General features: G+C 35.6%; 20 protein-coding genes and 1 riboswitch. Of the genes, 12 read left to right on the forward strand and 8 right to left on the reverse strand.

Features of this window, described 5'->3' with window-relative positions:
• Positions 1-101: 101 nt before the first annotated feature.
• The 6 genes from NYE52_RS11105 to NYE52_RS11130 all read right to left on the reverse strand — a co-directional run bounded on the left by NYE52_RS11105 (position 102) and on the right by NYE52_RS11130 (position 9,379).
• Positions 102-887, reverse strand: a complete 786-nt coding sequence (locus tag NYE52_RS11105; RefSeq protein ID WP_341193114.1) for a GNAT family N-acetyltransferase — start codon at positions 885-887, stop codon at positions 102-104.
• 338 nt (positions 888-1,225) lie between these two features.
• Positions 1,226-4,681 (reverse strand): methionine synthase, encoded by a 3,456-nt coding sequence (gene metH / locus NYE52_RS11110; protein WP_341193115.1) that lies wholly within the window; start codon positions 4,679-4,681, stop codon positions 1,226-1,228.
• Complete coding sequence (locus NYE52_RS11115) at positions 4,659-6,530, reverse strand: bifunctional homocysteine S-methyltransferase/methylenetetrahydrofolate reductase (RefSeq protein WP_341193116.1); 1,872 nt, start codon at positions 6,528-6,530, stop codon at positions 4,659-4,661. The genes metH and NYE52_RS11115 overlap by 23 nt, the downstream gene beginning before the upstream one ends.
• 12 nt (positions 6,531-6,542) lie before the next feature.
• On the reverse strand, positions 6,543-7,712 hold the full coding sequence (gene metC / locus NYE52_RS11120) for a cystathionine beta-lyase (RefSeq protein ID WP_341193117.1): 1,170 nt from the start codon (positions 7,710-7,712) through the stop codon (positions 6,543-6,545).
• Entirely contained in the window at positions 7,709-8,830 is a 1,122-nt protein-coding gene (locus NYE52_RS11125; RefSeq protein WP_341193118.1) for a methionine biosynthesis PLP-dependent protein, read from the reverse strand. The genes metC and NYE52_RS11125 overlap by 4 nt, the downstream gene beginning before the upstream one ends.
• Before the next feature lie 137 nt (positions 8,831-8,967).
• Positions 8,968-9,082, reverse strand: a riboswitch (SAM riboswitch).
• Positions 9,083-9,196: 114 nt separating this feature from the next.
• Positions 9,197-9,379 (reverse strand): H-type small acid-soluble spore protein, encoded by a 183-nt coding sequence (locus tag NYE52_RS11130; RefSeq protein ID WP_341193119.1) that lies wholly within the window; start codon positions 9,377-9,379, stop codon positions 9,197-9,199.
• A 328-nt stretch (positions 9,380-9,707) separates the two neighbouring features.
• Between NYE52_RS11130 and NYE52_RS11135 the strand changes: the two genes are divergently transcribed.
• The 10 genes from NYE52_RS11135 (at position 9,708) to NYE52_RS11180 (ending at position 18,430) form a co-directional block, all read left to right on the forward strand.
• Entirely contained in the window at positions 9,708-9,830 is a 123-nt protein-coding gene (locus NYE52_RS11135; protein WP_341193120.1) for a hypothetical protein, read from the forward strand.
• A gap of 154 nt (positions 9,831-9,984) precedes the next feature.
• The gene (locus tag NYE52_RS11140) at positions 9,985-10,668 is read left to right on the forward strand and encodes a response regulator transcription factor (RefSeq protein ID WP_341195163.1); all 684 of its coding nucleotides are present in this window, start codon (positions 9,985-9,987) and stop codon (positions 10,666-10,668) included.
• Positions 10,665-12,056, forward strand: a complete 1,392-nt coding sequence (locus NYE52_RS11145) for a sensor histidine kinase (RefSeq protein ID WP_341193121.1) — start codon at positions 10,665-10,667, stop codon at positions 12,054-12,056. Before NYE52_RS11140 ends, NYE52_RS11145 begins: the two co-directional genes overlap by 4 nt.
• A 299-nt stretch (positions 12,057-12,355) precedes the next feature.
• The gene (gene sucA, locus NYE52_RS11150; RefSeq protein ID WP_341193122.1) at positions 12,356-15,178 is read left to right on the forward strand and encodes a 2-oxoglutarate dehydrogenase E1 component; all 2,823 of its coding nucleotides are present in this window, start codon (positions 12,356-12,358) and stop codon (positions 15,176-15,178) included.
• Positions 15,179-15,198: 20 nt separating this feature from the next.
• On the forward strand, positions 15,199-16,455 hold the full coding sequence (gene odhB, locus NYE52_RS11155; RefSeq protein WP_341193123.1) for a 2-oxoglutarate dehydrogenase complex dihydrolipoyllysine-residue succinyltransferase: 1,257 nt from the start codon (positions 15,199-15,201) through the stop codon (positions 16,453-16,455).
• A 111-nt stretch (positions 16,456-16,566) separates the two neighbouring features.
• Positions 16,567-16,962: a gamma-glutamylcyclotransferase family protein gene (locus NYE52_RS11160; RefSeq protein ID WP_341193124.1), complete on the forward strand. Its 396-nt coding sequence runs from the start codon at positions 16,567-16,569 to the stop codon at positions 16,960-16,962.
• An 89-nt stretch (positions 16,963-17,051) separates the two neighbouring features.
• Positions 17,052-17,252 (forward strand): hypothetical protein, encoded by a 201-nt coding sequence (locus tag NYE52_RS11165; RefSeq protein ID WP_341193125.1) that lies wholly within the window; start codon positions 17,052-17,054, stop codon positions 17,250-17,252.
• A gap of 72 nt (positions 17,253-17,324) precedes the next feature.
• Positions 17,325-17,528: a DUF6501 family protein gene (locus tag NYE52_RS11170; protein WP_341193126.1), complete on the forward strand. Its 204-nt coding sequence runs from the start codon at positions 17,325-17,327 to the stop codon at positions 17,526-17,528.
• Between the two features lie 166 nt (positions 17,529-17,694).
• Positions 17,695-18,075, forward strand: a complete 381-nt coding sequence (crcB, locus tag NYE52_RS11175; RefSeq protein ID WP_341193127.1) for a fluoride efflux transporter CrcB — start codon at positions 17,695-17,697, stop codon at positions 18,073-18,075.
• The gene (locus tag NYE52_RS11180; RefSeq protein ID WP_341193128.1) at positions 18,068-18,430 is read left to right on the forward strand and encodes a fluoride efflux transporter FluC; all 363 of its coding nucleotides are present in this window, start codon (positions 18,068-18,070) and stop codon (positions 18,428-18,430) included. Before crcB ends, NYE52_RS11180 begins: the two co-directional genes overlap by 8 nt.
• Before the next feature lie 72 nt (positions 18,431-18,502).
• On the opposite strand, the gene yidC is transcribed toward NYE52_RS11180, so the two are convergent.
• Together yidC and NYE52_RS11190 are read right to left on the reverse strand one after the other, a co-directional pair.
• Positions 18,503-19,291, reverse strand: coding sequence for a membrane protein insertase YidC (gene yidC / locus NYE52_RS11185; RefSeq protein ID WP_341193129.1), 789 nt, complete (start codon positions 19,289-19,291; stop codon positions 18,503-18,505).
• Positions 19,292-19,320: 29 nt separating this feature from the next.
• Positions 19,321-19,617: a hypothetical protein gene (locus NYE52_RS11190; protein WP_341193130.1), complete on the reverse strand. Its 297-nt coding sequence runs from the start codon at positions 19,615-19,617 to the stop codon at positions 19,321-19,323.
• Positions 19,618-20,057: 440 nt separating this feature from the next.
• Here NYE52_RS11190 and NYE52_RS11195 point away from each other — a divergent pair, with 440 nt between their 5' ends.
• Both NYE52_RS11195 and NYE52_RS11200 read left to right on the forward strand, forming a co-directional pair.
• Positions 20,058-20,597, forward strand: coding sequence for a cysteine hydrolase family protein (locus NYE52_RS11195; RefSeq protein WP_341193131.1), 540 nt, complete (start codon positions 20,058-20,060; stop codon positions 20,595-20,597).
• A gap of 27 nt (positions 20,598-20,624) precedes the next feature.
• Positions 20,625-22,085 (forward strand): nicotinate phosphoribosyltransferase, encoded by a 1,461-nt coding sequence (locus tag NYE52_RS11200; protein WP_341193132.1) that lies wholly within the window; start codon positions 20,625-20,627, stop codon positions 22,083-22,085.
• The last annotated feature ends 5 nt before the right edge of the window (positions 22,086-22,090 follow it).

Genomic DNA, 22,090 nt, shown 5'->3' on the forward strand with positions numbered 1-22,090 from the left:
ATATGTTTTTTTGTATGGAAAATGATTATTCGGGAAAGATGACAAATACCGTTTGTTCCAAAGGGGAGCGAACGGTATTTTAGTTTAATGACTTTTTTATATTAACGATACATTGTCCATAACCCAATATCTTTAAAGCCAACTTTTTTATAGATCTTACCTGCATCTGGATTGTCATAAAACAAACAGACATATTGCTTTTCCTTCAATACATCCTTTACAAGAGCTGTCATTAACTTACTAGCATAACCATTATTTCGGTAGTCCTTATGTGTGCATACACCAACAATCATCGCAGACTGAGAATTTTCAGCAGTCGTAGAGACAGTGGAAATAATTTCTTGTTTATCATTTTCCAGATAATAGGTGCGTCCAGTTTTTGATTCGATTGCTTTTTTTAATATATTTTTCGTTTGAGCTGTCGTTATAAATTCATCGATGGAATCTCGTAATACAACAATTCTATCAATATCGGCAATAGTAGCTTCTTTTATCGTTTCCGTAATTTCTATATCTTTATTTGTTCCACACTGAGCAAAATAGGTTACTTTTTTCTTTCCTAAAGTCAGGTTGGGAAGGTTTTCAAATTTCTCAACAAAGTCAGCTCTTCCTGATAATGATACAGGATTAGTAGTAGTCTGCATAATGGAAGCAAAACCTTCTACATCAAACAGATTCTTATCTTTGCAGTAAAAGATATAGCTTTCAAAATATTTAAGAAGAACTGCAGTAATATGCCCCTCATGAAATTCTCCCCAAAGCTTTTGAAAAGAAGCATCATAGCCGAAAGCCTCGATGTCTCCAATAATAAAAAGGTTAATAGAAGGATCTTGCAGCAAAAACTCCATTACAATAGAGTGGTCATTCTCAGTCAGTTCTCGAATCATATATGTAGCCTTCTTTCTGTCTATGAAATAATATTTGTTAGTTTATCATAATATTAGGAATTTAAATAGAGTTTTAAATAGTTTTATTTTTTGTATTTTTTTAATGTATGAGTTTGATTGGATAGTAGGGTTATGATGGACGATGAAAACCATTTTGACTGACAGCAGCAAGAAAATTAGCGTTCATGCAACCTATGAACGCCACATTCTGTATAATCCGCCAAGTATAACAGTTTTCATCATCAAAAAATCAACAAAAAAATGAAATCCAGCTGAACAAAAATACGAGCTGGATTTCATTTTATTAAACGTATTCAGATAGCAAAAATAATTCCATTTCACAAAGAACCTGATAGCACATTAAAATAGCGTGCATCTGGATGGGCAAATACCATCGCGGAAACGGATGCTTCTGGTTCCATCATACATTCCTCTGATAAAGTAATACCAATCTCTTCTGGCGAAAGAAGAGCAAATAGTTTTTTCTGATCTTCTAATTCTGGGCAAGCAGGATATCCAAAGGAGAATCTTTGTCCTTGATATTTCGCAGCAAAACGATCCCTCATCGTAAAGGTTGTGCGATCTGGGAATCCCCATCTATCTCTAATTTGACGATGAATTAATTCCGCAAGTCCTTCTGCTGTTTCAAGCGCTAAAGATTGCAGGGCGTGAGATTCAAGAAATCTTCCGTCACGCTTTAATTGTTCTGCTGCTTCGCGAATTCCTGTACCAGCTGTAACGGCAAAAAAGGCAACATAGTCCATCACGCCACTATCGACAGGTTTTAGATAGTCTGCGAGGCAAAGATGTGGTTCTCTTTCTTGTCTTGGAAAATCAAAGGTTTCCAATAGCTTAGTCTCATCCTCTGGATCGTAAATATAAATTTTGTTTTCATCCGATTGAGCAGGGTAGAAGCGATAAACAGCTTTTGGGATAATCCAGTTATTTTGCTCTGCTTCCTGTAAAAGCTGTTCAATCATATTGTTTAATTGTACTGCTTTTTCATCTTTCGAAGAGAGTAGTACTTCAACTTTACCCTTTAATCCTAGATGGTGTCCGAGCAGCATTTGTTTATTAATATATGGTTTAATATGACCAAGTGTATAATTGGTTAATAAATGCTTTTTTGTATCCTGTGGTATGAAGACAGGTGCATTTGCATTAATTGTTTTTCTTTTTATTCCAGTAATAATAGGTTTTACAGTATCTTTTACTGGCTTTGTTAAAAGTGCTTGTTTTTTTCTTTCATGTTCCTCTTTAAGCATAAGTAGCTCTTCTTCATTTGTCAGTTGATTGGCAAGGGATAATCCATTCATGGCATCTTTCGCATAAAGTACCAATCCATCATATTCATTTGAAATTTTCGTATCCGTAAATTTCCTTGATAAAGCAGCTCCGCCGACTAAAATAGGAATATCTATTCCAGCTTGTTTCATATCGGCAGCTGTTAACACCATTTGCTGAGCTGATTTAACAAGAAGACCAGATAAACCAACGATGTTTGGCTGCTCCTTTTGGATGGCAGAAACTAACTCTGCTGGAGGAACTTTTATTCCTAAATCAATAACTTCGTAGCCATTGTTTGAGAGAATAATATCTACAAGATTTTTCCCAATATCGTGAACGTCTCCTTTAACCGTTGCTAAGATGACTTTTCCTTTTGTTGATGTAGAAACATTTTTGTCCATAAAATCTTCTAAATAAGAAACAGAGGCTTTCATTACTTCTGCACTTTGGAGCACTTCCGCAACGATTAATTGATTATCATTAAACAACCGACCGACTTCCTTCATTCCATCCATTAGCGGACCGTTAATAATATCTAATGGTGCACTGTAGGAGGTAAGGGCGATTGCTAAATCATCTAGTAAGCCTTCTTTTGTTCCTTCCACGATATAATAAGCTAATCGTTCATCCAAGGTTAAATGTTCAAGGGAATTAATTTTTTCTTTTTTCTTATCTCGATAGAAATCGGTGAAAACAGCTAATGTTTCATCCGTAGTTTCAAATAACAGCTTTTCTGCTAACTCGATTTCTTCTTTACTAATGGACGCAAATCTTTCTAGCTTCTCTGTATTGACGATTGCGTAATCAAGGCCAGCTTGGGTACAGTGGTAAAGAAAGACACTATTTAATATTTCTCGACCGACAGGAGGGAGACCAAAGGAAACATTACTTATTCCAAGGATTGTCTGAACATCGGGACAAGCTTCCTTAATTTGTTTAATGCCCTCTACTGTTGCTTTAGCAGAACCAATGTATTGCTCATCGCCAGTACCTACTGGGAAAACAAGTGGGTCAAAAATAATATCCTGTCCATTAATCTTATATTTTTTCGTTAATAATTCATAAGAGCGTTTCGCTATTTCTAGCTTTTTATCGACCGTAACTCCCATACCATCTTCATCAATAGTTCCTACAACAACAGAGGCACCATATTTGTGGATGAGAGGGGCAATGGCTTGAAATCTTTCTTCCCCATCTTCTAGGTTGATGCTATTTATAATTGCTTTTCCTTGCGAATAGGAGAGGGCTTTTTCAATTACTTCCTCATCAGTAGAGTCGATAACTAGAGGGACTTTTACTTTTTTAACAACCTCTTTCATAAAAAGCTCCATATCCACTAGTTCATCTCTATCAGGATCTGCTAAGCATATATCGATAACATGTGCGCCACCCTTAACTTGCGCTCTGGCAATTTCTGATGCTTCTTCAAATTTGCCTTCATTTATTAACCGTTTAAATTTTCGTGAACCGATGACATTCGTTCGTTCGCCAACCATTATTGGCCTTAATGTTGGGTCATCATAAATGAAGGGCTCTATGCCTGAAACCATATGATAGTTTGTTACAGCCACTTTACGAGGGGCAATCTCCTTCATTTTATCAGCGATTGCTCGAATATGCTCTGGCGTTGTCCCACAGCACCCACCGACAATGTTTAGCCAGCCTTCTTTTGCAAAACCGCTTAATTTCTTAGCAAGCGAGGCTGCTGTTTCATGATAATGTCCTTCTTCGTCGGGTAAACCGGCATTAGGATAGCAGCTAACAGCAAACTTAGAAAGAGCAGAAAGGGAACGGATATGATCTTGCATAAACTCAGGACCTGTCGCACAGTTTAATCCGATTGCAATTGGGTTCATATGTTCAACGGAAATATAAAAAGCTTCGATAGACTGGCCAGCAAGTGTTGTTCCCATTGGTTCAATCGTGCCTGAAATCATTAACGGGAGTTCTTTACCTGTCTTTGAAAAAGCCTGCTTAATTCCGAGAAAGCCTGCTTTCACATTTAGCATATCCTGACTTGTTTCGAGGAGGAGAATATCCACACCTCCATCAATTAAACCAGTTGCTTGTTCTTCATAAGAAGCGATGAGCTCTTCAAATGTAGTTCCACCAGTCACACTTAATGTTTTGGTTGTAGGTCCCATTGCCCCAGCGACAAATCGCGGCTTCTCTGGAGTAGAATATTTTAAAACTGCAGCTTTGGCGAGCTTTGCTGCGGTTATGTTCAGTTTGTAAGCAAGATGTCCTAGATGATATTCATCTAGGACAAGTTTCGTTGCACCAAACGTATTTGTTTCAATAATATCTGCACCAGCATCAAGATAGGCTTCATGAATTTTGGAAATAATATCCGGTCTTGTGAAAGTTAGATTTTCATTACATCCATCTAATTCCTCGCCACCAAAATCGTCTGCTGTTAAATTCTCCTGTTGGAGCATCGTTCCCATTGCCCCGTCCATAATCAGGATATTCTGTTTAAGTTTTTCAGCTAATGATATTTGTTGCATCAGATTTCCTCCTAGTTGCAGCAGTTCGTATTTTTGTATAGCGAGCCAATTCGACGGAAAGCTCATATCGTAAAAAAGGTGTTATTAAGTAGATACCGTTGAAGTAGGTGGTTGCAGTATCAATTAGCGACTTCGTAATATTCAATCCTTCTTGGGTAGCTTTTTCTGGATTGTCTTTTAATTGCGCCATTGTCTGACGAATCGAATCATCAATTTTAATTCCAGGTACTTCATTATGCAAAAATTCGGCATTATTGCTGCTCGTCAATGGCATTAAACCGATATAAATTGGTTTATCAATATGTTTAGTTGCTTCATATAATTCAACAATTTTTTCTTCTGAATAGATTGGCTGTGTAATAATATAATCTGCTCCGCATGCAATCTTTTTCTCTAGCCTTTTAACAGCCTTATCCACTTGGCGTACATTTGGATTAAATGCAGCAGAAACAGAAAAAGCTGTCTTCTGTCCTAGATTTTTTCCAGAGAAGGAGAGACCTTCATTTAACTGCTTGATCATCGAAATTAAATCAAAGGAAGTCATATCGTAAACAGAAGAAGCACCTGGAAAATCTCCAACTCTAGCTGGATCGCCTGTAATAGCTAACACATCATGTAGTCCCAATGTGTGTAATCCCATTAAATGAGACTGCAATCCAATCATATTCCGATCGCGACAAGCAATGTGAATAAGGGGACGTAAGCCAATATTTTGTTTTACTAATGTACCAATTGCGGTATTGGATATACGTGCTGATGCTAAGCTATTGTCTGCAAGGGTGATGGCATCAATGCCTTCTTCTTTTAATTTTTTTGCCCCTTCAAAAAATCGAGTTGTATCTAATTTTCTAGGTGGATCTAATTCCACAATGACGGAAGCTCTTTCTTTCACAATCTCCTCCAAAGGTGTGTAGTCCCGTGGGGGAGGGGAGTGAAGAACGATGGAATCAACAACAGCTTTATTAGATAGAACCGATTTTTCTGTAAGAGGGGAAGCATTTTTCAGTGCTTCAGCAAAATTTTTAATATGTTCAGGTGTTGTTCCACAGCATCCCCCTAAGAGTCGAACACCTTGTTTGCGGAATTCTTCTGCTGATTTTCGGAAATATTCTGCGTTGTCTTTATATTCGAATTTTCCGTCAATAAACGCAGGCAAACTAGCATTTGGATATGCGGATAAATAGGCATCCTTCGGTAATGGAATCTGTTCAAGTGATGCTATCATATGGTGTGGACCTAACCGGCAATTCAGTCCGATAACATCTGCTCCTAATCCTTCTAATCTGTCAAAAGTATTCTTTAGAGGAATCTGGTTTTGCAATATGCCAATTTCATGAATAGAAACCTGAGCAATGACTGGAAGGTCTGTTTCCTTTTTGGTAATTTGGAGTACGGTTTCTAATTCTTCGAGATCATAAAATGTTTCTAAGAGAATACCATCGACGCCTTCTAGTAGTAAACAATAAAGCTGTTCCCGAAAACTTCGCTTTATTTCTTCTAAACTAATGGCTTGAGGCTTCATTCCTCGGTTACCGCCAATTGTACCTAAAACACTGACATTCTTATCCTTGGATGCTTGTTTGGCAATTTTTACGGCAGCACTGTTTATTTCCTTTACATTATCTTCAAGTCCGTATCGTTGTAATTTTAAATAGTTGGCAGCATATGAATTAGTTTGAATGATATCTGCGCCAGCATGAATATATGCTTGATGAACCTGCTCTATTTGTTCTCGATGGGAAAGATTTAATGCTTCAAAGCAAGTATCCTTCCCGTAAGAATAGAGGAGGGTACCCATAGCGCCGTCTCCTATTAAAATTTCACTTTTTAGCCGATTCAGAAAACTCATCGTATTCCTCCATTAAATATAATGTAGCTCTGCTGTTTTTTTCAGTGCTGCCTCAAAGTCATTGATTAAATCTTGAGGATTTTCTAGCCCAACGGAAAGTCGAAGGAGTGCATCTGTAATTCCTCGTTCTGCTCTTGCAGCAGGATCCATCGCCGCATGGGACATTTTTGCAGGGTACGAAAGAATAGATTCAACTGCACCAAGACTAACAGCAAAAACAGGTAGTTTCACATTTTCAACAAACGTCCTCATTGCTTCTTCTGTATGTAATTCAAAGGAAAATACTGCCCCTGGATTGGACGCTTGTTTTCTCTGGATTGCGTATTGAGGATGGTCTTCAAAGCCAGGATAATGCACTTTTTTGATTAATGGGTGGTTTCGCAAATGTTCTGCAATAATTCGTGCACCATCGCTTGAATGCTTCATACGAACATGTAAAGTCTTGATTCCTCTAAGCAGCAACCAACAATCCTGTACACCAAGAACTGCGCCAAAGGAATTTTGCAAATAGCCAATTTGTTTAGCAAGAGCAGGATCCTTTACAACTGCAACGCCGGCAATAACATCACTATGCCCAGACAGGAATTTAGTCGCACTATGAAGGACAACATCTGCACCTAATGTCAATGGCTTTTGTAGGGCAGGTGTTAAAAAAGTATTATCAACGAATGTCCACACATTGTATTTTTTTGCAAGAAGGCTAATGGCCTCAATGTCGGTTACTTTTAGTAATGGATTGGAAGGTGTTTCTACATAGAAAACTTTTGTGTTTGGTAAAACAGCTGCTTCGACTGCCTCTAAATTCGTCATATCCACAAAGGTATGGTCAATGCCAAAGCGATTTAATACAGTAGTAACCATACGATAAGTACCGCCATATACATCTTCTGAAATAACAACATGGTCACCTTGCGATAATAATAGGAAGGCAGTGGAGATAGCAGCCATACCAGATGAGAAGGCAAATCCATGTGTACCATCTTCTAATTCTGCTATAACTTCTTCCAATGCTTCCCTCGTTGGATTTAAGCTTCTACTATAATCATATTTGCCGAATTCATCTATATCCTTTTGATGGAAGGTAGAAGCGTGCTGAATTGGCACACTAACTGCTCCCGTTTCTGGATCAAATTTATGTTTATTGTGAAGTAATTTCGTTTCAAATGTATATGGTGTGCTCATATTGTTACCTCCTTGGCAATTCCCTTTGCAATGGAAAAAGCTTTATCCAAATCTTTAATTAAGTCATTAACATTTTCAATCCCGACGGAAAAACGTAATAGCTGGTTATCAACACCAGTTTCTAATCGAACTTCTAATGGAATATCTGCGTGGGTTTGGGTAGCTGGATAGGTAATAAAGCTTTCCACTCCACCTAGACTTTCTGCAAAAGAGATAAGTGTTAAATTTTGCAGAAATGGATTGACCCAAGTCTCATTTTGAATTCTAAACGAAATCATTCCGCCTCGACCAGGATAGAGAACATCGACAACAGCATCATGCTCTTGAAGGAAAGTAGTGAGTATTTTCGCATTTTCTTCATGCTTCTCCATTCTTAATGATAATGTCTTCATTCCTCTCATTAATAACCAGGAATCAAACGGGCTTAAAACAGCACCAGCAGAATTATGATGTAAAGCAAGCTCATTACAAAGTGCTTCTCCTTTTGCGACGATAAGACCTGCTAGGACATCGTTATGGCCACCTAAATACTTAGTCGCACTATGGATGACAATATCAGCCCCTAAACGGATTGGCTGTTGGATTATGGGAGTATAAAAAGTATTATCAACAATAAGTAGAATATCGTTTTCTTTCGAAATGGAAGCAACCTCAGAAATATCCGTTTGTTCCATTAATGGATTAGTAGGAGTTTCAAGGAAGATTGCTTTTGTATTTGGAGTAATTGCTGTACGCAAAGCATCTGTATCTGAGGTATTAACGTACGTACATCGAAGGCCCCATTTTTTATAGCCTTGTTCTAGTAATCGGTAAGTGCCTCCATATAAATCTTTAGAAATAATCCACTCATCACCACTTTGGAAGAGGGAAAGGATTGTTTGGATTGCAGCCATTCCCGAGCTACATGCGAATCCACGATCGCCTTCTTCTAAATCAGCAATTGCGTTTTCTAAAATTTCTCGGGTAGGATTGCCAGTACGCGTATAATCATAACCAGTTGACTCCCCAATACCTGCATGGCGATAAGCAGTAGAGAAATATACAGGTGGGTTTACCGCTCCTGTCGTTGTTTCACTTCGATTTCCAATTTGTGCTAACTTCGTCTCTAAACTGTACATTCTATAACTCTCCTATTCTAATAAATGGAATTTTTTTATGTAATTAGTGCAAATCAAGAAGGGGGAAGAAGAAAAACGCCATGAAAAAAGTCTTCTTCGTTTATAAGAAGAAGACTTTGATTATTTAATGGTCATTCTTCTTATCTTTCAAGCCTTTATGCTTGATGGAATTAGCACCTTTTCAGTAATTGTAGGCTACTGAAGGTTGCTGAGGTTTCTTCGGGCCATTCCCTCTACCTCTCTTGATAAGAATTACGTATGTAATTGACTATTAATTTACTATATATTTAAAAAGTTAGCAACAATTATTTTTCATTTCTGAAAAGATTCTTTATTCTTCCTATTGTAAATAAGCTGAAAATAATATTAGATTTCTTCAATTAATTGATACACATCAACATCTAGCTCGTGATCAGGATTTGCTTTTGTATAAATTCTTGCTTTTTTCGTTTCCTCATCCACATTTTGGATAATTACCTTTTCACCTTGATAACTAACATCTACAATATCCGCTGCATTCATTATTTCAATCGCTCTTCCAATATTCAATGTAAATCCTCCTAAACATACTGAAAATCCCTTGATAAAGTGTTTTCAAAATTAATCTATAGAACAAAATAATTCTATCTTTATAATGGCTTAATTTTTGAAGTTTATGCCCAATTTTTTCTTCTCATCAAATTTTAATGTTTCTTTCATGATTTTTTACAAAAAGAGGTATACCATTTGTTTTATTCACTTAAGCACATTGGAAAAGAGATTTAACTTAATTGCTAAAGTTTGAATCAAGTGCTTAACACAAGCTAGGAAATGGGTAAAGAAGAAACGCTATTATCATTTCACTTAGCAAAAGTTCAATATAAAGGAGAGATGAAACATGCATTTTCTTCGCATTGCAATGATCGTATTTAGTTCCATTACTGCTGCATCCTTATTCGGATTTCAATTTGTTGAAATGGCACATGCAATAATGGATTCTATGTTTTCAAAAGAAAACTAAGCGTTATAAACAATTTTTGTATATCAGGCTTTTAACATGATAAAATAACGATATCTTTACACCAGTTAAAGCAGTTTTGTTGAAATTTATTTTTATATAAATTTTCAACATTACGCTTATAACGATGCATATGTTGAATAGAAAGCGTGATATGATGAAAAAAATTTTGATTATTGAAGATGAAAAAAACCTTTCGAGATTTATCGAATTGGAATTAACGTATGAAGGATACAAGACAGAGGTTTGTTCAGATGGTAGAAGCGGTCTTCAAAAGGCATTAGAGGAAGATTGGGATATCATTTTACTAGATCTTATGCTGCCTGAATTAAACGGTATTGAGGTATGCAGAAGGCTCCGCCAAACAAAAAACACCCCTATATTAATGATAACGGCACGTGATAGTGTTCTAGATAGAGTATCAGGATTAGATAGTGGAGCAGATGATTATTTAATTAAGCCCTTTGCTATTGAAGAACTCTTAGCAAGACTCCGTGCGTTGTTTCGTAGAATTGAACCACAAAAAAATTCTTCCCATCAAGTAATGACAAAATTAACATACAAAGATATTACCCTTGAGGTGGAATCACATATTGCCAAAAAAGGGGAAGAGATTCTGTCTTTAACGAAAAGAGAGTACGATTTACTCTATATGTTTATGACCAATATTAATATTGTTTTATCTAGAGATGTATTATTGGAGAAAATATGGGGATATGAATCAGAAGTAGAAACAAATGTGATTGATGTTTATGTACGGTATTTAAGAAATAAGCTTGATCCAACTGGACAAGAAGTTTATATAGAAACGGTCAGAGGAATAGGATATGTGATGAGATGAAATTTATAAAGAAAATATCTCTTTTACCTTGGAAGTGGAAATTAACACTTGGATTATCCTTCAGCATTTTTTTTACTTATTCCATTTTTTCTTTTTTTGAATTTCATACAGTTTCTTCTTGGTTATTAAACCAGGAAGAAACGGATATGAAAGAAGCAATGGAGCAAGTCGTCCAACAATTAAGTTTGCAGGAAAACGATTTTTCGGACCAAGAGCTTGAAGCCAACGTTTCCTTATTGGAGAAATTGAATAATAATAATCAGCTGATTCGAGTGCTGAATGAAGATGGACATGCCATTTTTTCCGATATGAATGGTGATTTCCCTATCATTGAGCCTAATGAAATATATAATGACGAACAATTTCATTATGTTTCTATTGGTGAGCAGAATTCATTGGTTTACAGTAAGGAATTACAGATGCCTACCTTTAATGGAAGAGTGGAAATTATAAGATCTCTCCAATCATTAGATCAAGTTCGTGAACATCTACGTTTTGCAATGTCAATGTTTGCAATTGCCGCTTTAATAATAAGTGGACTGATTGGTTATTTTATTTCCTATTTATTATTGAGACCTGTTAATTCCATAACAAAAACGATGAAAAAAATTAAAAGTAGTGGTTTTAAGGAACGAATGCCAGAGTATCCGCAAAAAGATGAAATTGCTGATTTAACAATTATTTTTAATGAGATGATGGATGTGATTGAACAATCCTTCCAACAACAAAAACAATTTATTGAAGACGCTTCCCATGAATTGAGAACACCAGTTTCTGTATTAGAAGGACATCTATCTATGTTAAATAGATGGGGGAAAAATAACCAAGATATATTAGAAGAGTCTCTTCAGGCATCGACGGAGGAAGTGACTAGATTAAAAAAATTAATCATCAGTTTATTAGATTTATCAAGATTAGAACAGAATAGAGTCGAATCAGACTTAACACCAGAAAGAGTAAAGTGGTTATTAGAGCACACTATTCAAGATTTTAGGATGCTTCATCAAAACTTTTCCTTTCAACTAACGCTAGATTCACTTCATCTTTATAAAGTATCTGAACAGCATTTGCAGCAAATCGCCACCATCTTACTTGATAATGCAGTTAAATACTCCTTTCATGAAAAAAATATTTTTCTTCATACGTATGAAACAGACCATCACTTTGTCCTAGAAATTAGTGATCAAGGAATCGGGATTCCAAAAGAGGACATGGATAAAGTATTTGATCGGTTTTATCGAGTAGATAAAGCAAGGAGTAGAGAACAGGGTGGAACAGGACTTGGTTTGGCAATTGCGAAGAAAATAGTCGAATTGTATAAAGGGAAAATTGAAATTAAAAGTAAAGTTGGACAAGGGACAAAAGTCATCGTTCGCTTTCCTATATAAGAGAAAAGGAAGTTCTACCTTATTCAAGACAAGGTTGGAACTTCCTTTTTTCGTTTGTCATGTAATGATGAAAGTTGCATAAGATTTACTAGTAAGATTGTTTTTTTTCCAAAGTTAGGGGCGATAAAAAATATTTTTAATTTTTTTACTATAAATATGTGTAAAACTTTTGAAGCTGGTATTAAACCATGATAGAATAGAAATGTAAACGTTTTAAAAAGTTTTTTCACTAGAAGGTGTATTGTGCAATAACAAAGGGAAGATAAAAATGATATTAAAAGTGGTGGAGGGAAATTTTCATGGAGAAGCCATCTGATGGTACAGTCTCATACCAACCAAAATTTTATGGGCCAAACTTAGGGCTTGTAATGGAGCTTTATGAGCAATATGTTCAAGATCCAAATTCAGTTGATGAAGATATGAAAAAGCACTTTGATCAATGGGGACCCCCTATTGATACGCAAGAAGAAACTAGCACAGATCATTTATCTCTACAATCCGAAGTTCAAGTTGAAAAAATTATTGCAGCAGTTACATTAGTAAATAAGATTAGGGCATATGGCCATTTAGCGGCAGATATTTATCCATTAAATGACCATAAGAGAGAATATGATTTATTTGAACTTTCTCGTTTTGATCTTACAAAAGAGGATTTAGTAAAAATACCAGCTTCGTTAATTTGTCCAGATGCGCCAAAGCATGTAGTAAATGGCTTTGAGGCTGTTCAGTATTTAAAAGATATTTACACGAAGACAATTGCGTTTGAATACTATCATGTGAATGATATTAAAGAAAAAAATTGGCTACAGGCAAAAGTAGAATCGGGCAGCCTAAAGCCAGCTTGTCATAAAGAATTAAAGAAAAAATTATTAAAAAGAGTAATAGAAGTAGAAGAATTTGAAAATTTTTTACATAGAACCTATGTCGGGCAAAAGAGATTTTCTATAGAAGGTCTTGATACAATGGTCCCGCTAATTGATGAAATCATATCAGAAACAGTCATTAACGGTGCACAAAATATTAATATTGGTATGGCGCACAGAGGACGATTAAACGTTCTAGCACATGTATTAGAGAAGCCATATGAAATGATCTTTGCAGAATTTCAGCATGCTCCTAATAAACAGTTAGTTCCTTCAGAAGGATCAATTGGAATTAGCTTTGGATGGACAGGGGACGTTAAGTATCATTTAGGATTAGATAGACAAATTAAAGCAAATAATGTTTCAAATGTCCGCTTGACACTCGCAAATAATCCAAGTCATCTTGAGTTTGTTGGAGCTGTAGTAGAAGGCTTTACACGTGCCTCCCAAGATGACAGAACAAAACCGGGTTTTCCAGAGGAGGATTCTAATAAGTCTCTAGCTATCTTAATTCACGGGGATGCCGCTTTCCCAGGGCAAGGAATTGTATCTGAGACATTAAACTTAACTGGGCTAAAGGGATATCGTACTGGCGGAACCATTCATATCATTGCTAATAATACAATCGGCTTTACAACCGAATCTAGTGATTCCAGATCAACTCGCTATGCTAGTGATTTAGCAAAAGGGTTTGAAATACCGATTATCCATGTCAATGCCGATGATCCAGAAGCTTGTATTAAAGCAGCTAAACTTGCATGTGAATACAGAGAAACCTTTAAAAAGGATTTTTTAATTGATTTAATCGGGTATAGAAGATACGGACATAATGAAATGGACGAACCAATGACAACTAATCCATTAATGTACAAGTTAATTCATGATCACCCAACTATTACAAAGTTATATGGCGAAAAGCTAGTAACGGAAAATGTTATTCGAGAAAAGGATGTTCATGAAATTAGAGAAGAAGTGATTGAAAAATTAAAAAAGGCACATGCGAGAGTACCAAAGAAAGAAGAGGATCCAATCATTACGAATCCGCCTAATTCGGTAGAAAGACAATTACCGCAAATTAATACAGCTGTTCCAATGGAGCAACTAAAACAAGTTAATAAAGAGTTACTTTCATATCCACCTCAATTTCAAATTTTTGATAAATTAGGAAAAGTTTTAAAAAGAAGAAATGATGCATTGGAAGGCGACGGAAAAATTGATTGGTCACTGGCAGAAACATTGGCTTTTGCTACAATACTAGAGGATGGTACACCAATTCGTCTTTCTGGTCAAGATTCAGAACGTGGAACATTTGCTCATCGTAATATTATCCTGCATGACTATATGACTGGAGAACAATATTCTCCGTTGCATACTTTATCTACTGCAAAAGCTTCCTTCGCCGTTCATAATAGTCCATTATCAGAAGGTTCTGTCTTAGGATTTGAGTACGGTTACAATGTACATGCACCAGAGACACTTGTATTATGGGAAGCTCAATTCGGTGACTTTGCAAATGCGGCACAGGTAATATTTGATCAATTCATTGCAGCTGGTAGAGCGAAATGGGGACAGAAATCTGGATTAGTTATGCTTCTTCCACACGGTTATGAAGGGCAGGGTCCAGAACATTCAAGTGCGCGACTAGAACGTTTCTTGATTTTAGCAGCAGAAAATAACTGGACTGTAGCTAATTTATCATCATCTGCTCAATACTTTCATATTTTAAGAAGACAGGCAGCTATTCTGAAAAAAGAAGAAGTACGCCCGCTAGTTATCATGACTCCAAAGAGTTTATTACGTAACGCGGATGTTGCTTCAAATGGTTTAGAATTCAGTGATGGAGCTTTCCATTCCATTTTGGAAGTCGAAAACGCAGGTGGTAATAAAGAGGACGTTACTCGATTAGTTCTCTCAACAGGGAAAATTTCCATTGATTTGTATAAAGCATATCAAAATCTTGCAAACGCTGATGCTATTCATCTTGCAAGAGTGGAAGAAATATATCCTTTCCCAGAAGAAAGACTAGCAGAAATTATCCAACGTTTTCCAAATCTAAAAGAAATAGTTTGGGTGCAAGAAGAACCAAAAAATATGGGGTCATGGAGTTTCATGGAACCTAGAATTAGAAAGCTAATTCCAAATACTATTTCCTTACAATATGTTGGTAGAAGACGAAGATCTAGTCCTGCTGAAGGGGATCCAATTGTTCATCGTAAAGATCAAGCAAGAATTGTAAATGAAGCATTGACACTGGAATGAATTGAGGGGGAGAAATTATAATGGCAGAGATTAAAGTACCAGAATTAGCTGAATCAATTACAGAGGGAACAGTTGCACAATGGTTAAAGAAAACAGGGGAGTATGTGGAAAAGGGCGACTATATCGTTGAACTAGAGACGGATAAGGTAAATGTAGAGATTATTTCAGAGGAAAGCGGAATCATCCAAGAGCTAAAAGCAAATGAAGGAGATACCGTGCAAGTTGGTGAAACCATTGCGATTGTAAATGCACAAGGAGCAGTTGAACAACCAAAAGCAGCTGAAACAGTGGAAGAAAAGCCGGTAGTAGAAGAAAAAACTGAAGCGCCAAAAGGAGAACAACCTAAGGTACAAGAAGATCAATCAGTTACGAAACAACTACCGATTGCTTCTCCAGCAGCTCGAAAATTGGCTCGAGAACGAGGAATTGATTTAACGGCTGTCCAAACAAATGATCCATTAGGAAGAGTTAGAGCGCAAGATGTAGCAGCATACGAGCAAAAGCAAGTAGCTGCTCCAACTAAGCCAGCACAAGCTCCAAAACCAGCAGCAACAACTCCTTCAGTGGAAGCAGATAATCGAGTCGAAAGAGTTAGAATGACAAGAAGAAGACAAACCATTGCTAATCGATTATTAGAAGTAAAACAAAATACAGCGATGCTCACTACTTTCAATGAAGTAGATATGACAAATATCATGGCACTTAGAAATCGCCGAAAAGATGCCTTCCAAAAAGAAAATGAGGTGAAGCTTGGATTTATGTCTTTCTTTACGAAAGCAGTAGTAGCTGCTTTAAAGAAAGCACCGCTATTAAATGCAGAGATTCAAGGCGATCAGATTGTCTTGAAAAAATATTATGATATCGGTATTGCAGTATCAACAGATGAAGGACTTGTTGTACCGGTATTAAGAGATGCAGACCGTAAAAATTTTGCAGAAATTGAAGGCGAAATTTTAGAATTTGCTAGTAAAGCAAGAAATAATAAACTTTCCTTAAGTGATTTGCAAGGCGGTACATTTACGATTACAAATGGTGGGGTGTTCGGATCCTTGTTATCTACTCCAATTCTTAATGGACCACAGGTTGGAATTCTAGGAATGCATAAAATTCAACTAAGACCGGTTTCAATTGATGCAGAAAGAATGGAAAATCGTCCAATGATGTATCTTGCTTTATCCTATGACCATCGAATTATTGATGGAAAAGAAGCAGTTACCTTCCTAGCAAGAGTAAAAGCATTACTAGAAGATCCAGAATCCTTGTTGTTTGAGGCTTGATCAATAGATTTAATTTTGGATAAAGGGGGTTTCTAACAATAGAAACCCCCTTTATTATTTTTATACTAGAATAGATTTTCCTATTCTTATTAAAAAAGAAAGGTGCATAGAATGAAAGAAACGGTACTAGTTTTTGTATATGGATCCTTGCTTAAGGATGAAGTAAATCATTATATGATGGAGAATTGTTCTTGTATAGCGGATGATGCTTGGATTTTTGGTAGATTATATGACGCTAACTTGGAATATCCCTTTTTAATAATAGATGATCACAAAAAAGTATTTGGTGAATTATATGAAGTCCCAATAGATGAATTGACGGTACTGGATGAATTTGAAGATTATCAACCTAATGGAGTGGATAATCTCTATGAACGCATGGTAGTACCAGTATATAGCGACAACTCTACATGGCAGGCGTTCGTATATGTCTGTAATCAAGAAGACATGCTGAAAAACGAAGTTATAGAGGAGAGTTGGCGTTCATTCCGAAACAATCGACGTTAATAATATTGTAAGAAAATAAATTTTTGGTTTAACGAACACTCTCTCTGTGGTATAGAATACTAACGACATCATAGAAAGAAGGTCATAATATGTATATTCAAGAACATAATAATTTATATGTTATCAAGTATGATCATACATCCTATTATGCAATGGATTTCAAACGCTTAGATTGGATTAATGGCGTTTGCTATGTGACTTTTCTGCAAGCAGCTACAGGAAAATGGTTTACTTTTGAAAGAAATAAGATTAAATGGATGGTAAAGGAACAAGAGAATTTGGTTTCATAATGAGAACATGTTGCACAATGTATCGGTTTCCCTTTATACTAGGATAGTACTAGAAGGAAAGGGGCAATAAAAATGATACATCACAATTGGGAAAATAAACAATCCATAAAAAAAGTAAAATGTATACATACCGATGCAAGCAAATACATTGTTAATAGAGTGTTAACAGTAGGAAAAGAATATGAAGTGAAAAATGAAACAGAAGAATTTTACTTCGTTGTTGATAATAGTGGTAAAGTCGGTGGATTTTACAAGGATTACTTTCAAACAATATAAGGAACAAAAGATGTCTTTAAATGAACATAATAGTTGTGGCAAAGGTGTATGAAAGCTCGAGCAGTCCTAGCTTCTCATTTCCTCTTGCCACAAACTTATTATCATAAGAGACATCTTTTTTCATGTATTAACTATAATGAATAATTGCAAAAGGGATGAAAAATGGATGATTAATATATTAGTCGGACTTGGTGGAGTGATAGGGAGTATACTAAGATATTTGGTTGGCGAAATTCCCTTTCCATATGCATTCCCTTTACAGACAATGGTTATAAACATCATTGGTTCTTTTATTTTGGGCTGGTTCACCAATGCGATTATTAAAAAGCAAAGAATGAAATCAGAATATGCAGCAGCTATCGGCACAGGGATGATAGGATCGTTTACCACTTTATCAACACTTAGTATGGATACTGTCCATTTATTAACTGCTGGCAATTATATGCTTGCATCTGTTTATATCATTGGTAGTGCTGTATTTGGATTTTGTTTTGCGTTAATGGGCTTGAAATTGGGAGAAAGAAAGTGGAGTAATTCAAATGCTTAATAACCTTCTATTTATCACGATTGGCGCTTTTCTTGGTGCCATCAGCCGATTTACTCTTATAAATGAATTGAAAAAAAGAATACAAAGGAATGTGCCATATCCTACGATGATCGTAAATATTAGTGGCTCCTTCTTATTAGGATTAATTGTAGGATTAAACGTGTATACTACGATATATTTTATATTGGCTATTGGTTTCTTAGGAGCATATACAACCTTTTCTACATTCGCAGTCGAGGCTGTAACTTTGATGCGTTCAAAGAATAGTAGAAGTTTTTTTATTTATATAGTAGGAACTTTTTTAGGAGGAATTCTTTTCTGTTTTGTAGGATGGAAAATTGGTTCTGTCCTATAGCGAAGCGTTTAAAAAAGGACAAATTTTACATGAATGGCACATAAGGCTACTCGTAAAATTTGTCCTTTATCTTTATTTCTCTGTAATTACGGTTGTCTTATTCGTTTGTGGCGGATATAGTTTTCTTCCTAAAATGGATTGGAAGATAAGGAATATACCACCGACAGTCCAATATAGCGGTAAAGCTGCTGGTGCATTTAGGGAAACCATAACAATCATTATAGGAGAAAGAAGACCCATAATGCGCATTTGCTTTTGCTGCTCTTGTGTCATCGTACTTTGTGATACTCTAAATTGCAGATAATAAACGATACCTGCTAAAGCAGTCAGAATAAGGTCAGAATGCCCTAAATTAAACCAAAGGAAGGAATGAGTTGCGATTTCTTCAGAACCACGAATAGCATAATAAAATCCCATTAAAATCGGCATTTGAATAAGCATCGGTAAACAACCGATATTCAAAGGATTAATATTATTCTTCTTGTATAAACCCATCAATTCCATCTGCAATTGTTGCTGTTCTTTTTGATCTTTCGTGCTTTTTATTTTTTTCTGGATAGCGTCCATTTCAGGCTTAATCAGTTCCATTTTCCCTTTCATTTCCTGCTGGTTTTTATATTGCTTCAGCATTAATGGCATAAGCACTAAGCGGATAACTAATGTAATAAGAATAATCGCAATACCATAGCTACCAACAAAAACGTCAGCAGTACCGTGAATGATAGCAATGAAGGGTTGAACAAATATTTTATGGAAAAACCCATCATTATTTCCTGTTGTAGATGATGAACAAGCACTTAGTAAAATAGTTGATAAAGTTAAAAGCGTGATTAATAAAGTGTTTTTAGATAATTTTTTCAATGTAATTCCTCCAAATTGTTAATTAAATATTAGATAACAATGGAGAAATTAGGTTTTTCAGGATCATCATGAGAACTCTCTATTCTTTTGCGGATATTTTTAACAATCCAGTGCAAAATAGGAGTATTATATTTTTGAACATTCATATTTATCGTTGTGATCGAAACATCTAAAGATAATTTCTGTTCTGTAGCAAAAAATTCCTGCTGAACCGTTGTCTTTATATTCCAATCCCAAAAATATTTAAGTACTAGACCTACTAAAAATGTATAGTAAATAGTTTGATAACTGGGAAAAAACGTAAAGTCTAATAATAAATCAATCATTTATACACCTCGTTATTAGGGAACAATAAAATTATATCGAAATCAAGGATGAAAAGCAATTTGCAACTAGGACTATAGTATAAATTTAAAGAGAATAAGAAAGTTTTATGACAATTTATTAGCTATTTACATAAAACTGTGATTATTTACCATTATTATTTAGATAAGAAGCTCTTATTTCAATAAAATCAGAAGAATTAAGTATTTACAATAGGAAAAAATAAAATGAATGGTATAATAAAGGATAGTTTAAATAAAGTGGAGGGTGTTTTCATAAACTTCGTTTTGCTACTGAACTAGATGTACTTGTAGCTTTTGGGCAGATAGGTAAAACATTTCATAAATAATGCACAAAATATAGTATACTCACACTTGTTCAGATAAAAACAAACTTTGCGAAATCGTCTTATATCTTTGGTGGAAAATGTAGGGGGGATTTAATGAAAGCTCTAATTAATATTGATTACACTTTTGACTTTGTAGAAGGTAATTTACCATGTGGAGAACCAGGCATTGCGATAGAAAAAGAATTGGTGAAAATCACAGAGGATTTTATTGATAACGGAGATTATACTGTGTTTGCAATTGATTTGCATACGTTAAATGATTCCTATCATCCAGAGTCTAAGCTTTTCCCACCACATAATATCGCTGGCACAAAGGGAAGAGAGTTGTATGGAGCACTTCAAAAAATTCATGAAGACCATAAAGATTTAATGAATGTTTATTGGATGGATAAGACTAGATATAGTGCTTTTGCTGGCACTGATTTACATATAAAATTACAGGAAAGATCGATTAAAGATATCTATCTGGTTGGCGTTTGTACAGATATATGTGTTCTGCATACCGCTGTTGATGCTTATAATCATGGGTATAATATTCATATATATGAAAATGCCGTGGCGAGTTTTAATGAAATTGGCCATCAGTGGGCGTTGGAACATTTTAAAAATGTACTAGGAGCAAGGATCCTTTAGTCGTTTAAGGGTTGCAGGAGGACTATAATGAGTTTTAATTATAAAGATGACAGTTTAATGTTACATACCGATTTATATCAAATTAATATGGCCGAAACATACTGGGAAGATGGTATTGCCGAAAAGAATGCAGTCTTTGAGGTGTATTTTAGAAAATTACCATTTCATAATGGCTATGCCGTTTTTGCAGGACTAGAGAGAGTGATCCAGTATTTAGAGAATCTTCATTTTTCAGAAGATGACATTGATTATTTAAGAGAAGAAGGCTTTAAAGAGGATTTTCTTGATTATTTAAAAGATTTACGTTTTACCGGTAGCTTGCGTTCTGTTAAAGAAGGCGAAGTTGTTTTTGCAAATGAACCGTTAATGAGGATTGAAGCACCTCTTGCACAAGCGCAAATTGTGGAAACGGCTATTTTAAACATTGTGAATTACCAAACATTAATTGCAACCAAAGCTTCCAGAATAAAAAATGTAATTGGTAATGAAATAGCAATGGAGTTTGGAAGTAGACGCGCCCATGAGTTAGATGCTGCCCTTTGGGGAACGCGAGCAGCTTTTATCGGTGGATTTAGTTCCACTTCAAATGTCAGAGCGGGAAAATTATTCGGTATTCCAATTTCAGGAACACATGCCCATTCTATGATTCAGGCTTATCATGAAGAGTATATTGCTTTTCATAAATACGCAAGAAGGCATAAGGACTGTGTGTTTTTAGTAGACACCTATGACACATTGCGTTCAGGTGTGCCAACTGCCATTAAAGTGGCAAAAGAATTAGGAGATAGCATTAATTTTCGAGGGGTTCGTTTAGATAGTGGCGACCTTGCCTATTTATCAAAAGAAGCGAGGAAAATGCTCGATGAAGCAGGATTTACGGATACCAAAATTGTTGCGAGTAATGACCTTGATGAATATACGATTATAAACTTAAAAGCACAAGGGGCAAAAATTGATATATGGGGAATTGGCACAAAATTAATTACTGCGTATGATCAACCAGCTCTAGGAGGGGTTTATAAACTCGTTTCCATAGAAGATGAAGCTGGTAAGATGCAAGATACGATAAAAATTAGTGGGAATCCTGAAAAAGTGACTACACCTGGATTAAAAAGGGTATATCGAATTATAAATGATATAAATGGGAAGTCAGAAGGGGATTATATTTGTTTAGAATCAGAGCATCCAGAAACGGAAGAGCGTCTAAAGATGTTCCATCCAACCCATACGTATATTAGCAAATTCGTTACCAATTTTACAGCAGTAGATATTCACCAAGATATCTTTGTAAATGGCAAATTAGTATACGAAACCCCTGATATCTTTACGATGCAAAAATATTCAGAGCAAAGCTTAGAAATACTTTGGGATGAATATAAACGTTCCTTAAATCCAGAAGAATATCCTGTAGATTTAAGTCCGTTATGTTGGGAAAATAAAATGAATCTTTTGGAGAAGGTAAAGGTATCTATTCAAAATCGAAAATGAGGAGG

The organism is Niallia sp. FSL W8-0635, assembly GCF_038007965.1.
GTDB lineage: Bacteria > Bacillota > Bacilli > Bacillales > Cytobacillaceae > Niallia.

Coding starts and splice junctions, on each gene's coding strand:
- NYE52_RS11105 (WP_341193114.1), bottom strand. CDS start 887: ATGATTCGAGAACTGACTGAGAATGACCACTCTATTGTAATGGAGTTT.
- metH (WP_341193115.1), bottom strand. CDS start 4,681: ATGCAACAAATATCATTAGCTGAAAAACTTAAACAGAATATCCTGATT.
- NYE52_RS11115 (WP_341193116.1), bottom strand. CDS start 6,530: ATGAGTTTTCTGAATCGGCTAAAAAGTGAAATTTTAATAGGAGACGGC.
- metC (WP_341193117.1), bottom strand. CDS start 7,712: ATGAGCACACCATATACATTTGAAACGAAATTACTTCACAATAAACAT.
- NYE52_RS11125 (WP_341193118.1), bottom strand. CDS start 8,830: ATGTACAGTTTAGAGACGAAGTTAGCACAAATTGGAAATCGAAGTGAA.
- NYE52_RS11135 (WP_341193120.1), top strand. CDS start 9,708: ATGCATTTTCTTCGCATTGCAATGATCGTATTTAGTTCCATTACTGCT.
- NYE52_RS11140 (WP_341195163.1), top strand. CDS start 9,985: ATGAAAAAAATTTTGATTATTGAAGATGAAAAAAACCTTTCGAGATTT.
- NYE52_RS11145 (WP_341193121.1), top strand. CDS start 10,665: ATGAAATTTATAAAGAAAATATCTCTTTTACCTTGGAAGTGGAAATTA.
- sucA (WP_341193122.1), top strand. CDS start 12,356: ATGGAGAAGCCATCTGATGGTACAGTCTCATACCAACCAAAATTTTAT.
- odhB (WP_341193123.1), top strand. CDS start 15,199: ATGGCAGAGATTAAAGTACCAGAATTAGCTGAATCAATTACAGAGGGA.
- NYE52_RS11160 (WP_341193124.1), top strand. CDS start 16,567: ATGAAAGAAACGGTACTAGTTTTTGTATATGGATCCTTGCTTAAGGAT.
- NYE52_RS11165 (WP_341193125.1), top strand. CDS start 17,052: ATGTATATTCAAGAACATAATAATTTATATGTTATCAAGTATGATCAT.
- NYE52_RS11170 (WP_341193126.1), top strand. CDS start 17,325: ATGATACATCACAATTGGGAAAATAAACAATCCATAAAAAAAGTAAAA.
- crcB (WP_341193127.1), top strand. CDS start 17,695: ATGATTAATATATTAGTCGGACTTGGTGGAGTGATAGGGAGTATACTA.
- NYE52_RS11180 (WP_341193128.1), top strand. CDS start 18,068: ATGCTTAATAACCTTCTATTTATCACGATTGGCGCTTTTCTTGGTGCC.
- NYE52_RS11190 (WP_341193130.1), bottom strand. CDS start 19,617: ATGATTGATTTATTATTAGACTTTACGTTTTTTCCCAGTTATCAAACT.
- NYE52_RS11195 (WP_341193131.1), top strand. CDS start 20,058: ATGAAAGCTCTAATTAATATTGATTACACTTTTGACTTTGTAGAAGGT.
- NYE52_RS11200 (WP_341193132.1), top strand. CDS start 20,625: ATGAGTTTTAATTATAAAGATGACAGTTTAATGTTACATACCGATTTA.